Below are 19,267 nucleotides of genomic sequence, written 5' to 3'. Positions count from 1 at the left end.
CAGTTGTGGAAGTTTATAATTTCGGACGCTTTATGTAGCCAAAGCCTACTTGCCCTTGCCCTTCCAAAGCCGCGGCCTTAACTTCTTATCATCCGGGTAAAATATCTCAATTTTCCCCATGTGTTTAGGGTCAACATAAACGTAGTGCTTTTCGTTATATGTTTTTGACAGGGCTTCGCTATACCGGCAATCATCATCAACGGTAAAAACAAAAAACGGGTGATATGTTCCAATTTGCCCGCCGTTTACCGATTTATAAAACTCACCATATTCACTGTATACAAAGCATAATCGATCATTTTTTTCAAGATCAATAAGTTTGATCGGGATTTCAACATCCACAGATATAGAGCCGGCGCTTTCACCAGAACTATAGTCAAATACCATTTTTATATTATTGTTCTCAATGTTTATTATAGAAAACTCTCCGCCATAACCAGCGCCATCGGTGCCGCCCGATAGAATAATTACACTATGTAGTTTTGTTTTTTTTATAAAAATGTTTTTTGATGCCACCAGGCTTTTGTTTGCGGTTAGAAATTCCGGCTGTATTTCTGCCCATTGGTCTTTCGCTTTAAAGAAGGTTCTCTTAGCGCCCGACATTAAAATGGCGATCTGATTAAAAGCCGTTTTACCCGGTATCGATGAACTTAAAATTATGGTGTCGGTTTTACTATCGTTATTAATATCGATATAAAATGTTTTAAGGGTGCTATACCCCACCTTCTTTTTTCCTGTTTGTGCAAAGGTTGTAGCAGCAATACTAAAAAATGCGGTTAGCAGAACCGTTTTCATAGCAATAAAGTTAGGTAATCCTGCTTGAGTAAGCGTGGGCTGTAGAGATTATGCTGGTCCCCAAGAATCATCTATGTTGTCAATTTTTTTTTCCAAATCACTTAATTTTTTTTGAATAGCATTATTTATCGATTTAATTTCAACTTTTATCTCCAAAAAATCTTTTTTAATTGATTCTAATTTAGCTTCAATTAGCTCATTTACTTCTTCTTTCGTCATAATATTTTACTTAAAATTAATACAAGATAACATGTTAAGTTAATTACATTGAAACTTTTAGTATTTTTAGATTTAAAAGTTTCTTAGTTACTCAACGCCTGTCCCAACGTGCCGCTTGAACACATAGAAATTTAAGCGGGACGCTTAAATTAAAACTAAAATTGTATTTTCAGTAATTGAAGCGATGGCCGAAACGCACCTGCCGACGAGCTTTATTTTGTAACAACGGTTATTGACTGGATAGACGTATTTACAAGGCGTTGCTACAGCGATCTTATTATCAAAATTGGCGTACTTACCAGCACTACCCCTTCGCCCTAACCCCTTACTGATACAAAAACGCCAGCGTAACAAATACGTTAGTCCCCGCGGTTAAATTTTTACGCGCGGCCGATGTGGGGTAGCCTTTGTTATTGTAGGTATAATCGTATGTATTCTCCTGGTCTACCGAGCCATCGGGGTAAAAAAATGTGGCCTTTGTATTGTTGTGCGGGCCAATAACCCGGTACAGCACCATAAAAATATCGCGGAACCAGTAAACCGGGTTGGGGTGGGTATCGTTCTGGTAGGTTTGGTAGCCGGCAAAAGTGTATTTGGCGTTAGTGGCATCCCACAAATAAGTGTCGGAGCGGGTGATATCGCCATTTGCATCATATTGAAAGTCTAATTTAGAATGGGGGTGGATGGTACTGGTGCCCTCGGTGCTGTACAGTAAAGCCTGTATTACCTTTTGCCCGTCGTAAACAAATTTATAATAGCCCTGGGCGGTGGCTATGCCGTCTATATAAGCATCGGCCTGCTCTAAAAGGCCGTTGCTGTTGTAATTAAATTTCCAGTAGCTGTAGCTTTCGATGATCCGGTCTACACGGCCATTAGGCAGGTAAGTTACCGTACAATCTCTCCGGGTATCGGCATTAATATCGCTAATACTGGTGATCTGCCCGGCGGCATTATAGTTAAACAGCGTATACAGATTTGGGAAATACTCGTACCGGGTTATCCGTGGCTGACCGTTGTTTGTGGTCGGCGGTGCATCGGTAGCACCTTCGCCGGGCGAGATATCCGGGTGATGTTTCCGGCACGATGACAAGGTAATAAATAAGCCAAATAAGAAGCAGACAGGGGTTAGACGGAAGTTTTTAAGCACGGTTACAGGTATTAATTATGCTCACAATACGTAAAAACAAGGCCCTACGGTTGCCAGTATCAAAACAAAAAGCCACACCTGTTTCCAAAGCGGTAATTTTAACAGGCATTGGGCATACATTACCAATATGTCCTTTTTTTATTACCGAAAACAAATACATTTACCGTAATTTAACATCTATGCTGAACCTGGTTTTGTCGAGGATATATTTAACGCTGCTTTTATTGGTTGCCGGCATAGGCTTAAAAGCTCAAAACAGCCAAGTGAAACAGGCGTTCGGGTTCCCGACAAAAGAGATCTACGATCTGCGGGTAGATAAGCATGGTTTTTTATGGATAGCCAGCGACATGGGCGTGGCCCGGTACGATGGGATCAACTATGTACACTTTAGCCATCCCCGCCAAATTTCTTTAGGCTGCACCAATTTGCTGGAAGACAAGTACGGCCGCATCTGGTTCAATAATTTCAACGGGCAGATCTTTTATATCGACCATGAGAACGTAACGCTGGTAGAAAGCTACGATTATAAAAGCGAGCGTAATTTCCCCCGGATGGCCTTGTTTCACGATGAACTTTTGGCCACGTCAGACAAAGGCATTTTTGTGATGAATACCAATGATCTGACGGCAAGATACATCGGCAATACCTATACCTCAAGCCTGGCCGTGTTAAAAGATAAGGTGTTGATCCGTGGCGATAGGGTATGGTACGCCTACACCGAAGCTACCGGCCTGAAAAAGATAGTTTATACTGGAGACGAGGAAATACGGAGCAATGTTTACTGGCTGACCAATAACACCTACCGCGATACGGCATACCTGATGGTTAACCCTGCCGGCACGGTTAAAAAGCTGCTGCTGCAAAACGATACGGTAAAGCAATGCGGGCAAACCGCGTTCAATAGTTTTATAAATACGGTATCTGTTACACCCGATAATTTGTGGGTAAACACCAACGATGGCAGTTATTCGTTAAAAGATGGTGAGGCAATAAAAGGGTATAACCTATCTGCCATTGTAAATGATTTGGAGGGTAATAAATGGCTCAGTAGCCTGTACTACGGTTTGCTGGTACAATACAAAAAAGACATCGCCAATAAAACCATTATTCCCGGTTTAGATGCCGGAGACCTGGTAATAAGCCTGAAACGGTATAACGATCAATTGCTGCTGGGCACGCAAAAGGGCTTCCTGGCCCTGTACGATCCGGCTACCAAAAATACCAGTTTTAAAATCAAGGTATCACCTGCTGCCGGATCTATAAACTACATCGCGGCTGTGGATCATGATGATTATATCGTGGCGTCTTCTCTTTCTACCTACCGGGTTAATATCCCAGCCAAAAAAATCACCGAGCTGGTTAACATCAAAACAGCCAAGCAATTATGCTATGATGATAAAGCGATCTACATCGCATCCACAAGTGGCCTGTTTGTGATCCCACGCGAAAAGTCGGATAAGCTGAACCAACAGATCCAGGCCATGTTTGGCCATGTTTTTCAATACAACCAGGCCGATAACTTTTTTTACCTGCGGCTACGGGCACGCGCCATCGCCTATTCTACCGGGCAGGACGCGCTGTTTGTTACCATTAAAAACATTCTTTATAAGATCGATAAGAACGGGATGAAGCCGTTTTTATTTGAAAATCAACAGGTGTATGCCGCCTCGTTATCTGAGGTAGATCAGCGGCTTTATATCGGTACCATCAGTAATGGTATGCTGGTGGTTGATAAAAACGATATCGAGCATATTTCTGTTCAAAACGGGCTTTTCTCTAAATCGATATTTAAAATAAAACCTATCGATAAAAACCTGTGGATACTGGGTTCGGGGCCGCTGCAAATATTTAATACGCAAAAAAGGGCTTTGGTTGATAACTACGAGTTCCCGGACCGCAGCGCATCCGAGGTGTTGGATCTGGACGGAATGGGCGGGATGGTGTATATGGCCACATCGGCGGGGCTGGATAATTTCCCGCTTGTGAAGGCCACAGCCGGTAAAAAACTGAAGAACTATTTGTTATATGTTAAGGTGAATAACCAGATATGGCCGGATAGCGGCAGCCACAAACTATCGTACGCGGAAAATAATGTGCTGTTTAATATCGGGATCCCGGCTTATTTAAAAGCCAGGGACATTTATATTAAATACTGCCTGGTCACCAAAACAGATACCACCTGGCTGACGACTGAACCTGGCGAGCGGACCATCCACTTCTCATCGTTAATGCCCGGGACTTACACACTGAAAGCCGTTGCTGTTGATCCGCGCATGGGGGTGGCAGACCGTATGATAAGCTATAAGTTTACGATAGAAGAACCCTGGTGGCGCGGAACGGCCTTTAAAATTGCCTTGTTTTTGATCTTCCTGCTGCTTGTTTTTTATGGCTATGTAACCATGTTGCTCAAACGTTTATCGTTGAAAAAAGCCTTTGATACGCAACAGCAATTGATCCTGGCCGAGCGACAAAGGATAAGCTCGGAAATGCACGACGACATAGGGCCGGGTGTATTTACCATAAAATTATTGGCCGACAGGGCCGGCAAAAGCGAGAACGCCGGACCGGAGATCGATCAGATAAAAAACATGGTGAGCGATCTATCGGCCAAGATACGCGAAGTGATATGGAGCACGCATATTGGTAATGATAACCTGGAGATCCTGATCTATTATACCTATGCCCAGATCAACCTGTTGTTTGAGCATTCCAATATCCGCCTGGTCGACGATTTGCCCGATGAGATCCCCGATATGAAGATCACGGTGCAAAGCCGCCGCACCATCTATCTTTTGGTTAAGGAAATAGTGCACAACGCTATTAAGCATTCGGGGGCCAGTACTATTGAGTTGAAGATGTTCACCGATGAGCAATCGCTTCACATTTCCGTTAAGGATAACGGTGTTGGTATAAAAGCCGGCAATTCGCCCTCCAAAGGAAGTGGAAGCGGTATGGGCTTGGGCAATATCCGCTCGCGGGTAGAGAAATTAAACGGCGAACTTTCGATAGAAAATAAAGGCGGCGCGCATATCAGCATTAAAATACCACTTAAAACATTGCAGGTAGTTGAGTTTGATAAAAAGCTGAGCAAGTGGCAGCTGCTGATCACAAAGATTTTAAAAATCCCATCGGAGTAGTAGAATTAATAGCGCTGTTATCTTTCCCCAAAAACATAACAATTTCTTAGCCATCTGTACCACATTATACCGTTGTGGAAAAAATGCATAGCAATGTATTTGGTATTTACTTTTAATTATCTATCTTTCAGTTAATTAAAATACTTGTGTTTTTGGGTTGCACGCCTGCACAGGGTATCGGGGAGGGTGACAGGTTAGGCTAACCTTAAATTTTGCTGATACTTTCATTTTTCAATACTCAGGCCTATGCAAACACATACCACCACCCGGTCGGCCATTCTGGCTGTTGTGCTGTTAATTACCTTTATTATCTCATGGGAGTTATACCTGCGCCATAAAGGTGTAATTGCCGATTATGATGACGGCCCCGAATTATGGGCCGATAAGCGCGCCATGGTGTACGAACCGGCCGATAAGGCGACCGTTTTTATCGGCTCATCGCGCATTAAGTACGATCTGGATATCCCTACCTGGGAAAGCCTGGCCGGTACGCATGCCATACAACTGGCCATGACCGGGTCTACGCCCGTCCCCATGTTGGATGACCTGGCCAATGATCCTAAGTTTAAAGGCAGCCTGATAGTGGACGTAACCGAGATCTTATTTTTTAATAAGGCGCCTTATTTTTTGATATCGCCGGCCGAGGGTATCGGTTATTATAAAAAGCGCACGCCGGCACAGCAAGCCAGCTTTTTGTTAGATAAGCCTGTGGAAGCTAACCTGGCATTCCTTAATTCGGCGCATCTTTCTATAAATGGCATGTTAGATCATGCGCAGGTAAAAGACAGGCCGGGCGTATATCCCACGCTTGATTTTCCTATAGATTTTGAGCCGACCATGTTTAACCGGCAAAATAAGATGACCGACCGCTTTGTGGCCGATACCAACCTGCAAAACCAGGTAAAAGGTATATGGGCTATGCTGGGGAAAGACCCTTCCCCGCCAATGAGCGGTAAGGAATTAGACGCCTTTATGCAAAACATTAAAAGCGATGTAGACAAAATTAAAGCGCGCGGCGGCAGTGTGATATTCGTCCGGACGCCATCGAACCCGCCGATGTATATTGGCGAAAGTATGGGCTATCCGCGTAAACTGTATTGGGACAGGCTGCTGGCTACAACCGGCTGCAAGGGCATTTACTTTGCCGACTATCCGGCCACAGCGCACCTGGTTTGTCCCGAGTGGTCGCATCTTGACCCGAAGAGCGCCATTACTTATACCAAAGCTTTAGTAAGCATACTTAAACAACAGGAAGGCTGGAATTTAAAAATGGCGGCCAATTATTAATATCAACCTTAATTAAATCTTAAACACAAACGTCATGGTTTTTAACTCCTATACCTTTGTCGTGTTTTTTGCTATTATGCTGATACTGCATAACCTGTCCATTGCGTGGAAGGCAAAAAAAGTAAACCTGTTACTGGCAAGCTATGTTTTTTACGCCGCCTGGAACCCGCCGTTCATTTTGCTGTTATGGCTGTCTACCGTGGTCGATTTTTTTGTGGGGCGGTCATTGTATACTCAACAAAATAAGCATAAGCGCCGAATGCTGCTGGTGATAAGTTTGATAGGCAACCTGGGTATGCTCTGCTTTTTTAAATATGGCGGTTTTATCCTCGAAAACTTTGTGGCGCTCACCAATGCTTTCGGCGTCAATTATCATCCGGCCAAACCAAATATCATTTTGCCGGCGGGCATCTCCTTTTATACCTTCACCACACTTTGCTATACGGTGGATATGTACCAGCGTAAAAGCGAGCCGGTAAAGTCGCTGCTTGATTTTTCGTTATTTGTTACCTTTTTTCCGCACCTGGTAGCCGGGCCTATCGTGCGCCCGCCGCAATTGGTGCCGCAATTTGAAAGCCCGCGCAAAGCTACCCGTCAGCAATTACTGGATGGTTTGCTGTTATTGTCGCTTGGTTTGTTTATGAAGGTAGTATGTGCTGATACACTGCTCTCCGGCGCGTCCGACCTGGTTTTTAGCGCCCACCGGGGGCTTGGCCCGCTTGATGCCTGGATAGGGGTATTGGCCTTTTCTGGTCAGATATTTTTTGATTTCGCGGGATATTCCACCTCGGCCATTGGCGTGGCGATGTGTCTTGGCTTTGTGTTGCCGCAAAATTTTAAATATCCGTATGCCGCTATTGGTTTTTCGGATTTTTGGCGCAGGTGGCATATAACCCTATCATCCTGGCTGCGCGATTATCTTTATATCCCGCTGGGCGGCAATCGCGAGGGTAAGTTCAGAACTTATATTAATTTGATGATCACTATGCTGGTAGGCGGCCTGTGGCACGGCGCCAACTGGACCTTTGTGGCCTGGGGCGGATTACACGGCGTATATTTATGGGTAGAAAAAGCCCTGAGCGACAGTCGTAAAAAAGCATCAGGGGGAATCGCTGACGAAACTGTGCCCGCTACGGTCATAGCTACCGCATCGTTAGGCCCCGATCTAACCGCTAAAAAACCGGCCGGCTTTATAGCCGCCTTACTTACCTTTTTACTGATTTGTGTTACCTGGGTGTTTTTCCGATCAGCCACTTTTACCGATGCATGGCAAATGCTGGCATCTATGTCGGGGCGTATAGCACCTGCGGGGCCGCCCTTATTATCAACCGTTACTATTATTAAAGTAGCCGTTGTTATTACGCTGATGCTGGCCTTCCATTGGCTGATGCGTGATACATCTGTGCTAAAAACTGTTGCCAAACTACCCTGGTGGCTTACCGGCACGGTATGGGCCTTGCTGCTTATTATGATCGTATTGAGCCAGGGAACAGGGAAATCCTTTATTTATTTCCAGTTTTAGAGGAGTAGCAAAATATAAATCATAAACAGTATAGACACGATACTTCGTGTCTATCTTTATATTCCCCTTATTCGGAACAGGCAGAGACACGAAGTATCGTGTCTCTGCAATGGTTTGATTATTGTTTTTCCGTTAACGCTTCGCCCTCAAACACAATCCCATCCCAGCCATGCGTCATAAACTGCCTGATGTTTTGATGATCGGTACCATCGGGGGTATTCAATACCGCCTGGTAATGCTCGGCAAACAGCTGTAAAGTATCTTCTTTGCTTAATTCGTTTATCCGCGCAAAGCTGAATACCCTTGCGCTGCCCTGGTTTTGGGTAGCCTCGTTATAGGCGTCGCCGTTTTTAAAGGCGGTTGGCTGGTGCTGGTAGCGGGCATCAATAAATTCAAGCACATCTTTAAACGCTATTGATCCGTTTTGCAGGCTTTTAATAAGGGTGTCGGTCTGTTCGTTCATGCAGAATAGTTTTGGCGCAAAGCTACAATTGTATCGGGTACTATCGCCATAAACAAAAAATAAAGAAGATAAACCGCGCATATGGTTTGATATTAATGTTTCTTGGTGTATTTTAAAAGCGCGGAACGGAAGTATGCCCATGGCTTTTATGCACAGGTTATAATTTTGTACCTCAACCACTTATTTACAATTTGCTAAAAACAATATGGGAACTGAGCAATTGACCAATTGCACCAACTGCGGCGCTAAATTAGAAATAGCTAACGGCGGCCATGCTAAATGTGATTACTGCGGAAGCGAGTTCCCGGCACCTTCGGCAACTGAACGAGTGATCATAGACCCGGCCGTTCAGCCACGTCAGCGGCCCATTGCCAATTATAATCAGCCGGCCAATCAGGGTGTAAGTGCCTGGGCGGTGCTGTTTCTTATATTGCTGGTTGTTATTATTGTGGTGTTTGCCGTGGTTAATGGGGGCAATAAAGGTATTAACTCTTCCTATGCCGATTCGGTAGCGATTGATACTGCTGCAAAAAAAGACAGCGCGTATGTGGCAGCACAGAAGACGGCAGCAACTGATACTTCCAACAACTTTGCGTTACGACAATTGGATGCCATTAAAGTTGATGCGCCAACATTTAAGAAAGTATATCGTAACGCCCGTAAAAAATACGATCAGTTTTCGAAAACGACTGATATATACGATCCAAGCTCATCGTTATATGTTAACGTAGCCGGTGTGTTTTTATACATCAATAAAGATACCTACGGGCCTGAACTTAGATTTGCCACCCGTTACCTGGCTGATGACTGGTTGTTTATTAAAGAAATGACGGTTAATGCCGATGGCGAAAACTTTACAATGTCTCCCGAATTTAAAAGAGATAACGGCGATGGCTCTATTTGGGAATGGAGCGACGCGCGGATGGGAGAAGATGACCTGGCTATGCTGGTTAAAATGGCTACCGCTAAAAAGGTGAAATTAAGATACGATGGCGATAAATATTACCATGTAGTAAGCATTACCCAAACCCAACAGGCAGCCATGAAAAAAATGCTGCAAATTTATAAAGGCATGATTTTAAAATATGATGAAGCCGGTGCCGCTAAAAACAACAAAGGTTCATGACGCATATCATAAACCTTTGTTAAATAGTGTAAGTAGAATTGCTTAGTTCTCGCCCAATTGAAAACCCGGCCGGGTTTTATATAAAGCTGTAATAAAATTTTACTTAAAAAAATACCCTATCCCGGCGCTGATTGTGCGGTTGTGCATAACAGCGGGGTTGTTTTTGTTTACCACGTTTGCCAACCCAAAGCCCATCCCAATATTAATTTCAAACCCATTGTTTAAACGAAAGCCTGCTAAGCCATTAAGGCCAAAGTCAAATCGTTTAATATAAGTAGGGAAGCTGCCAAAGCTAACCGGCGTGCTGGTGGTGCTAACTTCCGTAACCGTATTTGGTGACGTGTATTGGGTAGTATAGCCTTTATATTTACCGGATACCGCATAACCGGCATACGGTCCGCCGCCTATAAAAATCTTCCCCGGCTTTAAAGGGATATTATATAATATATTTACCGGCAGTTCCAGGGTGTAAAGCTGCAGGTCGATATTTAATATGTTATAGTCGGTTGAGTTGCCTATGATAGGGCCACCCAAGGCGCCACCCTTCAATGCAAAAAGCAAACCAGGCTCTACAGTTACCTTGCCAAAATTAATATCAGCAAAAACACCCGGATCTACGTTTGCCAGATCCCTGTAATGCCTGGTCATCCCATATGCCGATATCATTAATTTGGCATCGGTATACCGCAGCCTTGCGCCAAAATTAACTTTCTGTGCCGATACAATGCCGGCAACCAGCATCACTGCTGATAGTAATAAAATTTTTTTCATTATTGTGATAAGGGGTTTTGTTTAGATCCTGTTAAACGGCTTCAGCGTTGGCTGTTATACTTTCCGTTCTGCCAGGATATATTTTTAATGCTTCTTCCAGGCAAGTCATTGCGTTTTGCAGGTCAGCGGCATTTAAAACGTAGGCCATGCGCACTTCGTTAGCGCCGGCGCCTGCTGTGCTGTAAAAACCGGTAGCCGGGGCCATCATTACCGTTTGGTTGTTATGGCTAAAGCTTTCCAGCATCCATTGGCAAAATTTATCGGCATTATCTATCGGCAGTTTAGCCACCACGTAGAAGGCGCCGCCCGGGTTAGGGCAAAACACGCCATCCATTTTATTAAGCGCGCTCACCAATATATCGCGGCGATGGGTATATTCTTTATTAACAGCTTCGAAATAGCTGTCCGGAGTATCAACCGCGGCTTCACCGGCTATCTGCTCAACCATGCCAGGGCTTAAACGGGCTTGCGCAAACTTTAATCCGGCAGCTATAACAGCTTTGTTTTTGGTGATCATGCAACCCAGGCGTGCACCGCAGGCGCTATAACGCTTGCTTACGGTATCCATCACAATTACATGCTCGTCAATACCATCCAAATGCATTGGCGATATAAACTCGCGGCCATCATAGCAAAACTCGCGGTAGGCCTCGTCGCTAAACAGGTACAGGTCATATTTCAGGGCCAGTTCTTTCAGGGCGTTCAGTTCATCGGCACTATATAAATAGCCGGTTGGGTTATTAGGGTTACAGATGATAATAGCCTTGGTTTTATCGGTGATCAGCTTCTCGAACTCGCTGATAGGGGGCAGGGCAAAACCATTGTCGATATACGACAGGATAGGTTTCACCACGATATCGCTTTCGCAGGCAAAGCCGTTGTAGTTGGCATAAAATGGTTCGGGGATGATCACTTCATCACCCGGATCAAGGCAGGCCATCATGGCAATGGTTATCGCTTCCGATCCGCCAACGGTTACAATGATATTTTCGGGACTGATATTATAGCCCAGCTTATTATAATAGCTAACTAATTTTTTACGGTACGATAGCGTTCCTTCGGATGGGGTATAAGCCCAAACATTAAAATCGATGTGCTTTACCGCGTTCAGCATCCCCTCAGGGGTGGCTATATCGGGCTGGCCGATGTTAAGGTGATAAACCTTTTTGCCGTCCAGTTTAGCCTTATCGGCAAATGGGGTCAGCTTCCTGATAGGCGATGCGGGCATATGCTGCCCTTTTGATGATATTTTTGGCATGGCACAAAACTACAAAAAATTAAAACCCAATAGATATAAAACAAATAAAGGCCCGGATGCCCGGGCCTTTATTTGCTAATAGGGTTAAAAAAATCTTGTTATTTACTTGACGTTGCCGCCGGCGCTGCCACTACTTCACCAACAATGCTGATGATCTTGGTAGGGGTTGCAGCGTTTGAAGTAATGGTGATTGATTTATTGAACGGCGCGATCACCGCAGCGTTATAAGTAATTTTGATAGTACCTTTATCACCCTTTTTAACCGGGGTTTTGGTAAAATCGGCAATGGTGCAACCGCAGGTTGGCTGTACAGCAGCCAGGATCAACGGTTGTTCGCCAACGTTGGTAAATTCAAAGTTGGTGGTAACCGGCTTGCCCTGGGCAATTTTACCGAAATCGTGTTTCTCTTCGTTAAATTTAAATTCCGGCTTTTGGTTGTCCTGGGCCGAGGCAGCGAATGTAAAACCTAATACAACTGCACATAGTATAAGCAACTTTTTCATGGTCGTTTTTTGTTTATAAACAAATATATAGATTTATTTTTATGCAAATAGTTTATTTGAACTAACTATTTTATTCATCATGTTCAATATAAATAACCGCATTTTAACGGTTTGGTTCTTTATACGGAGTTTGTACCTGAGAGGTTTTAATAACGGCCGATTAGGTAAAGTGTTAAAATGACACAATATAAATTGGTGATACACTGCCAATTGAAAATATCTTGCTGCAAAAAGCAAACTTTGCAAACTATCGCTTTGTTGGTTTTGTATCAAAAAATCATTTATCGGATGGATTTATGTCGTTTACCAAATAGAATTTTATAATTTTACCACCCTAACAAAATATTGTATATGCCTGAAGCCACCATACATGCTACCACCAGGTTTGACGCTTCTGAATTGAGCTTTGAAGAATTCAGGAAGATTGTCCTTAACGATTACCGTATCGGGTACGAAAGCCGCCAGGCCAGTATACTGGGCCGACGGGAAGTACTTACCGGTAAGGCTAAGTTTGGCATATTTGGCGATGGTAAGGAAGTGGCCCAGCTGGCTATGGCTAAAGCCTTTAAAATTGGCGATTGGCGCGCCGGCTACTACCGCGACCAAACCTTCATGTTCGCCACCGGTATGAGCAACCTGAAGGAGTTCTTTGCGCAGCTATACGCCAATCCCGATATTGAGAAAGATCCAGCTTCGGCCGGCCGGCAAATGAATTGCCATTACGCTACCCGCTATGTGGATGCCAATGGTAACTGGACGATCCAGTCGGAAACGATGAACTGCTCGTCGGATATTTCTACCACTGGCGGCCACATGCCGCGCTTATTGGGTTTGGCCTACGCCTCTAAACTATACCGCCAAAACCGCGAACTGGACTATATGAAAAACTTTTCGGTAAGCGGTAACGAGGTGGCGTTTGGTACAATCGGCAACGGTTCAACATCCGAAGGTTTATTTTTTGAAAGCTTTAACGCGGCCGGCGTATTGCAGGTGCCGCTGGCGATATCTGTTTGGGATGATGCTTATGCCATATCTGTGCCCGCCAGCCTGCAAACTACTAAAGAAGATATATCTGAAATATTAAGCGGTTTCCAGCGCGAAGAAGATAGCAACGGCTACGAGATATTTAAAGTACGCGGCTGGGATTACCCCGCCCTGTGCGATACCTACGAACGTGCCATCGCCATCTGCCGTGCTGAGCATGTACCCGTGCTGATACACGTTGTAGAAATGACGCAGCCGCAGGGGCACTCCACCTCCGGGTCGCACGAGCGCTATAAATCTAAAGATAGATTAGCCTGGGAGGCCGATCATGACTGTTTGCTGCAAATGCGCAAGTGGATGATAGCCACGGCCATCAGCAACGATGCCGAAATGGATGAACTGGAAGCTACCGCCAAACGCAACGTACGCGAGGCGCAGCGCGAAGCCTGGAGTGAACTATCGGGCGAAATAAAAAACGAATTGACCCAGGCATCATCCTTAATTAAGGACCTGGCTGCACAATCTGCAAAAGGTAATGAGTTGCAGGATGTGGCATCGAAAATGGAATGCGCTATAGACCCGGGCAGGGCCGATGTGATCAGCGCTGTACGCAAGGCATTACGCCTTACGCTTGGCGAAGTAACCAACGGGCGCGACGAACTGAAAGGCTGGTTAAGTGAACAGGCAGATCTGAATAACGAACGCTTTAACTCTAAACTGTTTACCGGTACGCCTTTTTCGCCACTGAATGTCCCGGTTGTCCCGGTTCGTTACGACCACGACGCCCGCATGCTGGATGGCCGCGAACTGCTGAACGCCTGTTTCGACGCTAACTTTGAGCGTGATAAAAGCATAGTAGCTTTTGGTGAAGACGTTGGCTCTATTGGCGATGTTAACCAGGGTTTTGCCGGCTTGCAGGCTAAATACGGCGATTTGCGCATTACCGATACCGGCATCCGCGAAGCGACAATAATAGGGCAGGGCATGGGCCTGTCTATGCGCGGCTTCCGCCCGATTGCCGAGATCCAGTACCTGGACTACCTGTTATATGCCATCACTGTTTTGAGTGATGACCTGGCCAGCCTTAGTTACCGCACCCGCGGCGGCCAAAAGGCGCCGTTGATCGTCCGTACGCGTGGCCACCGTTTAGAAGGGATCTGGCACTCAGGTTCGCCAATGGGGGTGTTGTTAAATACCATGCGTGGCGTGCATATTTGTGTTCCCCGCAACATGACCCAGGCTGCCGGCATGTACAACACGCTGCTGCGCGGCGATGAACCGGCCATTGTAATAGAAAACCTGAATGGTTACCGCCTGAAAGAAAAACTACCGGCTAACCCGGGCGAGTATACCGTGCCGCTTGGCGTAGCTGAAGTAATAAAAGAAGGTACCGATATTACCATTGTATCTTATGGCTCTACACTGCGTGTGGTAATAGAGGCTGTAGAAGAACTGGAATCTTTGGGCATCAACGTTGAAGTGATCGACCCGCAGACGCTGTATCCATTTGATAAGGGTAAGGTATGCACTGCTTCTTTAGGTAAAACCAGCAAATTGCTTATTGTTGACGAGGATATCCCCGGCGGCGGTTCGGCTTACCTGATGCAGCAGATCCTGGAGAAACAAGGCGGCTATTATCTATTAGATGCGCATCCTAAAACCCTGTGCGCCAAGGAACACCGCCCACCATATGGTTCGGATGGCGATTACTTCACTAAACCATCGGTTGATGATGTGGTTGAAACGGTTTACGCTATGATGAGCGAGGCTAATCCGGGGAGGTATCCGGCGATATAATCATAGTTCATGGATCATAGTTCATCGCTACCTGCAAAGGTTCTACCATGAACTATGATCCATGAACCATGAACTAAAAATAAATTCCTAATTTCGCCGCATGGATAATAACACATTTTCAACCGTATCAAATACTATTAAAAACCGCCGTAGCATTAAGCCTGCTATGATGAACGGCAATAAAATTCCGAACGGCCATGTAGCAGCCCTGCTTGAACTGGCTGACTGGGCGCCTAACCACGGCAATACCCAACCCTGGCAATTTGTGGTTTATGCCGATCCTGCAAAATTTTGCGAACAGCATGCCGCCTTATATCAGCAAAACACAGTTGCCGAAAATTTTAACCCGACTACCTTCAACAATCTTACCCACATAGGCGATAAGGTATCGCACATTGTAATTGCCAGCATGAAGCGTGGCGACCTGCCTAAAATTCCACCTTTTGAAGAAATTGTAGCAGCTTCTGCAGCAGTTGAGAACCTGTTGATTGGCGCTACAGCATTAAATATCGCTTCGTTCTGGAGCACCGGCGGCATGACGCTGCGTCCTGAATTCAAAGCTTTCCTGGAATTAGGTGATGACGATAACGTTTTAGGTATCTTATACTTAGGCTACGCCGATGAACATCCCGAAGGTAAACGCAAAGTGCCTGTAGCCGATAAAGTGAAGTGGGTTGAGTAACTAACGCTATTTTCAATCCATCATGTCGATAGAGCATGTGCCGGGAAAGAGGAGAGGGCGAAAGAGAACTATCTCTTGACCATAGGGAAAAAATCTTATTCGTGCGACCGGCTTTATGTATAGGATTTCTCACTATCGTTCGTATAACACGCGTATTTTTAATAGGATCTTCCTGACTAATATTGCTTTTGTTAACCAAAAGTAAATTTACTTTCGCAAAAGTGGATTAATATTACATGTAATTTGGTGGGATACAATTATTGTTTTATATTTGTTTTACAAATTATAAATTTTAATAAACCTTTTTGCTGTATTGTTAACCACTTTACTAAGTAAAATATGAGAAAACACTTTTTGTGGGTGATCTGTGCACTTTTTGGGTTGTCGGTGTCTATCATCAACCTGAGTTTTGCAAACGTAATGAAGAGCGACAGCACCCTAAAAATCGCTGCGGCAAAAGGAAATCCAAATTCATCGGCTAAGGTATTGTTCTTTCACTACGTGAACGACATTTACGAAACTGCAAGCCTGGCTAAAGCAGGTTTAGATTCGGCTGTGTTTGAAAAGGCTGTAACAGGTTATTATAACCTCAAGATAGCCAATTTGTTACCTGTATCAAGTTCAATTTTAACTATTGTTGATTTTACAAAAGCCAGCACCACTAAACGTATGTGGATAGTTGACCTGCAAAACCGCAAATTATTAATGAACACCTGGGTAGCACACGGACAAGGCAGCGGCAACGATATGGCTAACGCCTTTTCTAATACCGAAGAATCGCATCAAAGCAGTCTTGGTTTTTATATTACCGATGATATTTACATGGGTAAGCACGGCCGCTCGCTGCGATTGGATGGGATGGACCAGGGCTTCAACAACAAGGCACGCGAACGCGCGATTGTATTGCACGGCGCCGATTATGTAAATCAAAACACTATCGATCAGTTAGGTCGCCTTGGTCGCAGCTTTGGTTGCCCGGCAGTATCTACCGATGTGGTGGACAAGGTTATTGAAACTGTTAAAAATAAAAACGTTTTGTTTATTAATGGCAATGATGAGGCTTATAACTCAAAGTATTTAGATGAGGATAATGCCGCTAAATATGCCTTTGCCGATAGCAGCTATAACCTGGTAAAAGATGTGCTCACTAACTAACCAATTATAAACCCAGCCTTGGGTTAATATTAAGCCCGTCAATTAATTTTGACGGGCTTTTTTTTGTCATTTTTTTGCCCGTTATTCTGAGCGACAGCGAAGAATCCCCGATAGATAGGTCTACTCTGCAGGTCCGCTCTGCTAATTTGGGATTCTTCGCTGTCACTCCAGAATGACGAGGGGGTCAAATCGCCATTATCATCTTCATATGCGCGTACAGCACAATATCCAATCCATAAACGTCGGGTCTTACCTGTATCTGTCCGGCGGCATCGGGCCAGCAGGTAATGTAGGTAATGTACACCGGTATTTTGGGCGATACAGCTATATCCGTCGGTTCGGATTTATCCTGGCCCATCAGTTTTTCTACCAATGTATACTTCTTGCTGCCATCGCCAAATAATGCCCGGGCAAAATCAAGCGGTTTTTCAAGGCGTACACAGCCGTGGCTAACGGCGCGCATCTCTTTGGTAAACGGTAACTTGGCCGGTGTATCGTGTAAATAAACGCTGCTTTTATTAGGGAACAGAAATTTGATCTTCCCCAGCGCGTTATCTTCGCCGGGTTGCTGTTTAAATGAGTATTCGGTTGCCGAAGCGCCGCCCCAGTCAATCGTTTCCGGATCATCCACCAATTTGCCGTTCCTGTAAACGTTAATGTTTTTATTCGACAGGTAGTAAGGATCTTTCTGGGCTTCCACAATAATTTCCTTACCGGCAATGCTTTCGGGGATATTCCAAACCGGGTTTACCTGGGCTTCGTTTATCATGCTGTTTAGCTGCGGTGTCTCGCGCGAAAATGGGCGGTCTACCTTATCGCTGTCATCATATTCTACCAGTGTATTAGTACGGTCTTTATTCCGGCCCTCACCAACGCAAACTTTCATGTTAAGTTCGGATGATCCATTATTTATGATATCTAACTGGTAAGCCGGAATGTTGACCAGCACATAACGGTTTTCTGCCGGTTTGTTGCGCCACCTCAGGCGTTCCAGGTTTACGATCAGCACACGCTGGGTTTCCTCCTGGGTTAAGCCGGGGGCAGTATATCCCGCGGTCAGCGATTTTTGCAGCGCAAGGTATTCTGGTTTTTTAGGCTGGATACTATCAAGGTAGCTTTTAAAGTCTGTCACCTCGAACACGTGCTTCATAAAAGTACTATCGGGCCTGGCTGTCGCGGTAAAATAACGTGAATAGATCCGGCGCGGATTGATCACCCCGAATTGCAGCGCGTTAGAATAGTTGATGAGCGAGTTAGCCAGCAATAATTCCAGCTGCGCCATGTCCCGGTAAGCCTCGTCAAGTTGTTTTAACTTTTTCTTATCGTAAAAGCGGTGCAGTAATGTATCTATCTGCGCCGGTTGAAACAGTTTTGGATCAAGGCCGTGCTCGCCTGCCTTATTATAATAGGCTGTTACATTTTTAATATCGTCATTTTCAAAATGATCCATCAGCAATACCGGGTCATAATCGTTATGCTGGTAATAGGCAGTAATAATATCGGCATTGTTTAGTTTCGATCGTTGCTGCTCAAGCACTTCCTGGAAAACAGGGGCGAAGCCATCGGGGGTAACATCCTTAAAAACCTTGTTCTTGGTTTTTTTGAAAAGGGTTTTGCCCATATCCGAGCGTGATTTTTTACAACTTTGAAACGTGAGTGTAAGCGTTAGCCCTATCAGCAGGATAAACGCGGTATATAAATTCTTCGGGGAGGTAGTATGACTGGTCATTTGTGTTAATTATAGTTTAGGCATAGCAATGTTTATACCATGCTTAAAATAAGCTATATTTTTACACTTATAAGTGTTTATCATCATTAAATAATGTAATAATAGTTGTTAATTTGATACACCCTGTAAGGATAATATTACGTTTTAACGCCTTTAAATATGAGTAATGTAAAAAGACCCGAGGTTTGGCTGCGCGGCCCGCTACCCAATATCCCGGCCTTGCTGCAACCTGTTGCACATGCCTTGTTGCAGGCCCGCGAGGAGATCAACGAGATGACCGTCGGTTTCCCGGATGATAAATTATGGAATAAGGTTGCAGGGATGGCTTCTGTAGGCTTTCATTTGCAGCATTTAACAGGCGTGCTGGATAGGTTATTGACTTATGCCGCCGGGAATAGCCTGGATGATAGCCAGTTAAATCGTTTGGCAAACGAAGGGAAAGGCGAAGCGGCCAGTAATATTGATGAATTGGTAGATGCCTTTAACCTGCAGGTTGATAAAGCTATCGCGCAGATCGGGGATACAGACGAGCAGACTTTAAACGAAGTAAGGGGTGTGGGCCGCGCGCAAATACCGTCAACAGTTATAGGTTTGCTGGTACACGCTGCCGAGCATACCATGCGGCATACCGGGCAATTGCTGGTGACGATAGCGGTGATTCACCCCCTCTAAATCTCCCCCAAAGGGGGAGA

At 44.9% G+C, this 19,267-nt stretch carries 16 protein-coding genes; 8 read left to right on the top strand and 8 right to left on the bottom strand.

Translation table 11 applies throughout. The features are described from left to right. Positions 1-45: 45 nt before the first annotated feature. The 3 genes from HQ865_RS10815 to HQ865_RS10805 form a co-directional block, all read right to left on the bottom strand. Positions 46-795, bottom strand: a complete 750-nt coding sequence (locus HQ865_RS10815) for a hypothetical protein (RefSeq protein WP_173414921.1) — start codon at positions 793-795, stop codon at positions 46-48. A 48-nt stretch (positions 796-843) separates the two neighbouring features. Further along, positions 844-1,014, bottom strand: coding sequence for a hypothetical protein (locus HQ865_RS10810; protein WP_173414920.1), 171 nt, complete (start codon positions 1,012-1,014; stop codon positions 844-846). A gap of 325 nt (positions 1,015-1,339) precedes the next feature. After that, positions 1,340-2,161: a hypothetical protein gene (locus HQ865_RS10805; protein WP_173414919.1), complete on the bottom strand. Its 822-nt coding sequence runs from the start codon at positions 2,159-2,161 to the stop codon at positions 1,340-1,342. 179 nt (positions 2,162-2,340) lie between these two features. Between HQ865_RS10805 and HQ865_RS10800 the strand changes: the two genes are divergently transcribed. The 3 genes from HQ865_RS10800 to HQ865_RS10790 all read left to right on the top strand — a co-directional run bounded on the left by HQ865_RS10800 (position 2,341) and on the right by HQ865_RS10790 (position 8,107). Further along, complete coding sequence (locus tag HQ865_RS10800) at positions 2,341-5,298, top strand: sensor histidine kinase (protein ID WP_173414918.1); 2,958 nt, start codon at positions 2,341-2,343, stop codon at positions 5,296-5,298. A gap of 246 nt (positions 5,299-5,544) precedes the next feature. Then, positions 5,545-6,585 (top strand): hypothetical protein, encoded by a 1,041-nt coding sequence (locus HQ865_RS10795; RefSeq protein WP_173414917.1) that lies wholly within the window; start codon positions 5,545-5,547, stop codon positions 6,583-6,585. Between the two features lie 34 nt (positions 6,586-6,619). Then, the gene (locus tag HQ865_RS10790; protein WP_173414916.1) at positions 6,620-8,107 is read left to right on the top strand and encodes an MBOAT family O-acyltransferase; all 1,488 of its coding nucleotides are present in this window, start codon (positions 6,620-6,622) and stop codon (positions 8,105-8,107) included. A gap of 118 nt (positions 8,108-8,225) precedes the next feature. Here the strand turns inward: HQ865_RS10790 and HQ865_RS10785 are convergent, their stop codons facing one another. Further along, positions 8,226-8,570, bottom strand: coding sequence for a HopJ type III effector protein (locus HQ865_RS10785; protein WP_173414915.1), 345 nt, complete (start codon positions 8,568-8,570; stop codon positions 8,226-8,228). A 205-nt stretch (positions 8,571-8,775) separates the two neighbouring features. Between HQ865_RS10785 and HQ865_RS10780 the strand changes: the two genes are divergently transcribed. Beyond that, positions 8,776-9,696, top strand: a complete 921-nt coding sequence (locus tag HQ865_RS10780; RefSeq protein WP_173414914.1) for a hypothetical protein — start codon at positions 8,776-8,778, stop codon at positions 9,694-9,696. A 99-nt stretch (positions 9,697-9,795) separates the two neighbouring features. Here HQ865_RS10780 and HQ865_RS10775 read toward each other — a convergent pair whose 3' ends face one another. The 3 genes from HQ865_RS10775 to HQ865_RS10765 form a co-directional block, all read right to left on the bottom strand. After that, on the bottom strand, positions 9,796-10,467 hold the full coding sequence (locus tag HQ865_RS10775; RefSeq protein WP_173414913.1) for an outer membrane beta-barrel protein: 672 nt from the start codon (positions 10,465-10,467) through the stop codon (positions 9,796-9,798). A 31-nt stretch (positions 10,468-10,498) separates the two neighbouring features. Then, a complete protein-coding gene (locus tag HQ865_RS10770; protein WP_173414912.1) occupies positions 10,499-11,725 on the bottom strand; it encodes a pyridoxal phosphate-dependent aminotransferase in 1,227 nt (408 codons plus the stop codon). 98 nt (positions 11,726-11,823) lie between these two features. Beyond that, positions 11,824-12,228, bottom strand: a complete 405-nt coding sequence (locus HQ865_RS10765; protein ID WP_173414911.1) for a DUF1573 domain-containing protein — start codon at positions 12,226-12,228, stop codon at positions 11,824-11,826. Between the two features lie 351 nt (positions 12,229-12,579). Between HQ865_RS10765 and HQ865_RS10760 the strand changes: the two genes are divergently transcribed. From HQ865_RS10760 to HQ865_RS10750, 3 genes are all read left to right on the top strand, one after another. Beyond that, positions 12,580-15,009 (top strand): alpha-ketoacid dehydrogenase subunit alpha/beta, encoded by a 2,430-nt coding sequence (locus HQ865_RS10760; RefSeq protein WP_173414910.1) that lies wholly within the window; start codon positions 12,580-12,582, stop codon positions 15,007-15,009. 100 nt (positions 15,010-15,109) lie between these two features. Then, positions 15,110-15,691 carry a nitroreductase family protein gene (locus HQ865_RS10755; RefSeq protein ID WP_173414909.1) on the top strand — a complete coding sequence of 194 codons (582 nt, stop codon included), beginning with the start codon at positions 15,110-15,112 and terminating at the stop codon, positions 15,689-15,691. 339 nt (positions 15,692-16,030) lie between these two features. After that, positions 16,031-16,846 carry a murein L,D-transpeptidase catalytic domain family protein gene (locus HQ865_RS10750; protein WP_173414908.1) on the top strand — a complete coding sequence of 272 codons (816 nt, stop codon included), beginning with the start codon at positions 16,031-16,033 and terminating at the stop codon, positions 16,844-16,846. Positions 16,847-17,030: 184 nt separating this feature from the next. Here the strand turns inward: HQ865_RS10750 and HQ865_RS10745 are convergent, their stop codons facing one another. Continuing rightward, the gene (locus tag HQ865_RS10745) at positions 17,031-18,575 is read right to left on the bottom strand and encodes a L,D-transpeptidase scaffold domain-containing protein (protein WP_173414907.1); all 1,545 of its coding nucleotides are present in this window, start codon (positions 18,573-18,575) and stop codon (positions 17,031-17,033) included. Between the two features lie 159 nt (positions 18,576-18,734). On the opposite strand from HQ865_RS10745, the gene HQ865_RS10740 reads away from it, so the two are divergent. After that, positions 18,735-19,247 (top strand): DinB family protein, encoded by a 513-nt coding sequence (locus HQ865_RS10740; protein WP_173414906.1) that lies wholly within the window; start codon positions 18,735-18,737, stop codon positions 19,245-19,247. The last annotated feature ends 20 nt before the right edge of the window (positions 19,248-19,267 follow it).

Origin of the sequence: Mucilaginibacter mali (assembly GCF_013283875.1) — a bacterium.
Lineage (GTDB): Bacteria > Bacteroidota > Bacteroidia > Sphingobacteriales > Sphingobacteriaceae > Mucilaginibacter > Mucilaginibacter mali.
The sequence above is the reverse complement of the archived record's forward strand: the minus strand, read 5'-3'. Positions and strand labels throughout refer to the sequence as shown.